We start from the raw sequence: 387 nt of genomic DNA on the forward strand, positions 1-387 counted from the left end.
GGCCGAGGACGACCGCCTGGCCGAGGCCGAGGCGGCCCTGGACGACACCATGTCCCCCGACGACCCCGGCATCGAAGACCTGGCTGCCCGGCGCTGTGCTCATGAGACCGCCCTGGGAGCCACCATCGACAGATCCGGCCTGGACGAGGCCCTCGACGAGCTCCTGGACCAGGACGACGAGCTCGCCGGTGTGGAGGAAGGCGAGGCGAGGACGAGCGTGGTGGAGGCCATCGGCAAGATGCCGTACGACTTCTCCCCGGCCCGCGTCCGGTACGAGAAACGCGTCATCGAGCTGCTTCACCCGGCCGATCAGGACGGCGATACCCCTCGGACCTGCTGACCGGCATCGGCGCTCGGGGCGAGCCCGACACGAGCGGCCTGGAACGG

Annotated in this window: 1 pseudogene; it reads left to right on the plus strand. The window is 70.8% G+C overall.

Annotated features, from left to right (window positions below):
• Positions 1-340 (plus strand): annotated as a pseudogene (locus tag LPA54_RS41720) (MerR family transcriptional regulator); the annotation flags it as partial.
• Positions 341-387: the final 47 nt, after the last annotated feature.

It is taken from the genome of Streptomyces sp. DH12, from assembly GCF_020873895.1.
In the GTDB taxonomy this organism is placed as follows: domain Bacteria; phylum Actinomycetota; class Actinomycetes; order Streptomycetales; family Streptomycetaceae; genus Streptomyces.